A 2,484-nucleotide genomic window follows, 5' to 3' on the forward strand; every position below is an offset into this window, starting at 1 on the left:
ATCCGCAAGATTTCTGAAACGCCGCGCCGCTCAAGTTTGCAATTTGACGCAAAATAGCGATGGACTCCCGACCTTGGGTGACAAGATCAAGGCCGGCTTCCAGCGCGCTCATGCACAACAACGCAGGAGTCGCCGCACCCGACAACGCTCTGTTTTTGGGCAATGAAATTCGGGCCGCAAAGTCTCAGCTTCATACTTGACAGAAAATGAAACTGGGGTCAGCATCCTAAGGCTATACAAAATGCTCTTTATATCCGTTCCCTTGTAGCGTCAGGAGTAAGCGCACACGACACGTAAGGTGCTGGGTGGTCAGTTTCTGGCGTATTTTGAAAATCGGAAAAACTTGCAGACCAGACAACATAATAACCTCAACGGGAGAAACATATGCTCAGATCCAACTTAAAAACCTGGGGCGCTGCTTTGCTGACGGCATCAACGGCTATGACAAGCACAGCAGTCATCGCCGAACAGTGCACAAATGAGCGCTGGAACACCGTCATGGAACGCGGCACGCTGATCGTCGGCATTAAAGCTGACTACAAACCCTGGGGTCATCGGGACACAGATGGATCGATTGTCGGCATGGAGGCTGACATGGCCGCGGATGTGGCCGCAAAAATGGGTGTCGGGCTTGAATTGGTTCCGGTGGTGGCTTCGAACAGGATGCAATTTCTCGAGCAGGGTCAGACCGATTTGCTGATCGCTACGATGACAGATCGTCCTGACCGTCGCGAGATTGTGGGGATTGTTGGTCCGAACTATTACACCTCGGGTACCAATGTGATGTCGCCGAAAGCACTGGGTCTGAAAGACTGGAGCGAGTTGGAAGGCAAACCCGTCTGTGGCGTGCAGGCAGCGTTCTACAACAAGATTGTCGAAGATCGCTATGGTGCCGAGATCGTAGCTTTTGCCGGCACCGCCGAAGCCAAGCAGGCGCTGCGTGACAAGAAGTGTATTGCGTTCCTCTACGATGACAGCTCGATCGGCTCGGACCTTGCCTCTGGCAACTGGGATGACTTCGAAATGCCGTTTGTCTCGGAAGATGACAGTCCTTGGGGGCTGGCCGTTCCAAAGGAGGAAGAAAACTGCATCTTTGGTCAGTTCATGTCCGGCATGCAATACAACTGGCATCGCGACGGCACGCTGATTGCGCTGGAAGAAAAGTGGGGCATCAAGCCGACACAATACCTTCGGGACATGTCCGAACGCATGGCTGACCACATGGATGATGAAAGCTAAGCCCTATGGAGAGCATCGCGGGCTTCTTCGAGGCCCTTGCCGCGGACTACCCGCGCTGGAACTTCATTTGGCTATATGATGAAAAACAGACAGACCGGATACTTTCCGGTCTGTATCACACGATCTGGTTATCGGTGGCCTGTGTCTTTTTTTCGGTCATCATCGGGATCGTGGGTGTCTGGTTGCTGGGTACGAAGAACCGGCTATTGCGCTCCATTGTGCAAGGCTACATCCAGTTTTTCCGCAATACGCCGCCCATGGTGCAGTTGTTGTTTTTCTATTTCGCCCTGGGCCAATTCACACCATCCTACAGCCCGGATGGTTGGCTTGAGGTGCCGATCATCTCAAATGTCGGTTGGGCCATCATCTCTCTTTCTTTCTTTGCGGGCGCCTTTAACATCGAGATCTTCCGCTCGGGGCTTGAGGCGGTTCCGGAGTCCACGGTCGAAGCGTCTGAGTCTCTGGGATTTACGCGAACACAGACCTTTGCATATGTGGTCTTTCCGTTGTCGCTGCGAATTTGTTTGCCCGCGCTCAACAACAACCTGATAAATCTGGTCAAAACCACAACACAAGCTTATGCGATTGCGGTCCCTGAACTGTTGTATGAAAGCGTATCGGTTTGGTCGGACTATCCGTCTGCTCAGAACCCGACGATGTTGTTGCTCTTTGTCTCCTACATCGCACTGGTGGGTATCCTCGCCTTCGGCATGAACCAATGGGAACGCAAGCTGGCAATCCCCGGATACGGAACGACCTGACATGAGCCTGATCGTCGATAAATCGGATTTGCCCGTCCTCAAGCCATTTGACCCAAAGCACGGGCAGTTGGATGAGATGTATTTCATTCGCTGGCTGGCCAGCATTCCCTTGGTCTGGCTCGTGGTGATCGCCCTGTCGTGGCCAACGCTTGCGCTGGCACAATCGGGTGATGCGTCAGCCCAGGCATTTTCAGCGCTTTGGCGCTGGATGCCGTTCCTTTTGACCCAAGGCTTTTTGTTCAACGTGGTGATTTCGCTTTTTGCAATGTCGATCGGCACGGTTTTGGGCGTTATGCTGGGCCTTGCGCAGATCAGCCGGAACTCTGTTGTGCGCAGCCTGGCGTGGTTTGTGACCCAGCTATTCCGCAACTCGCCCTGGTTGGTACTGCTGTTTATCGTGCTGCTTGCCGTTCCGTTTCAAATCGAGGTTTTTGGTCAGACCATTCGCATCCCCGCCTGGATGAAAGCGGTGTTTGGACTGTCG

At 53.4% G+C, this 2,484-nt stretch carries 3 protein-coding genes; all 3 read left to right on the forward strand.

The genetic code is table 11. From position 1 onward, the window contains the following. The first annotated feature begins 384 nt into the window (after nt 1-384). Nucleotides 385-1,239: a transporter substrate-binding domain-containing protein gene (locus AC2FNU_RS24580; RefSeq protein WP_496794179.1), complete on the forward strand. Its 855-nt coding sequence runs from the start codon at nt 385-387 to the stop codon at nt 1,237-1,239. A 5-nt stretch (nt 1,240-1,244) separates the two neighbouring features. Then, a complete protein-coding gene (locus AC2FNU_RS24585) occupies nt 1,245-2,000 on the forward strand; it encodes an amino acid ABC transporter permease (RefSeq protein WP_496794182.1) in 756 nt (251 codons plus the stop codon). 1 nt (nt 2,001) lies between these two features. Continuing rightward, nucleotides 2,002-2,484: ABC transporter permease subunit (locus tag AC2FNU_RS24590; RefSeq protein WP_496794184.1), on the forward strand; the 483-nt coding region annotated here is incomplete at its 3' end.

The sequence above is a fragment of the Ruegeria sp. BHSB064 genome, assembly GCF_059613205.1.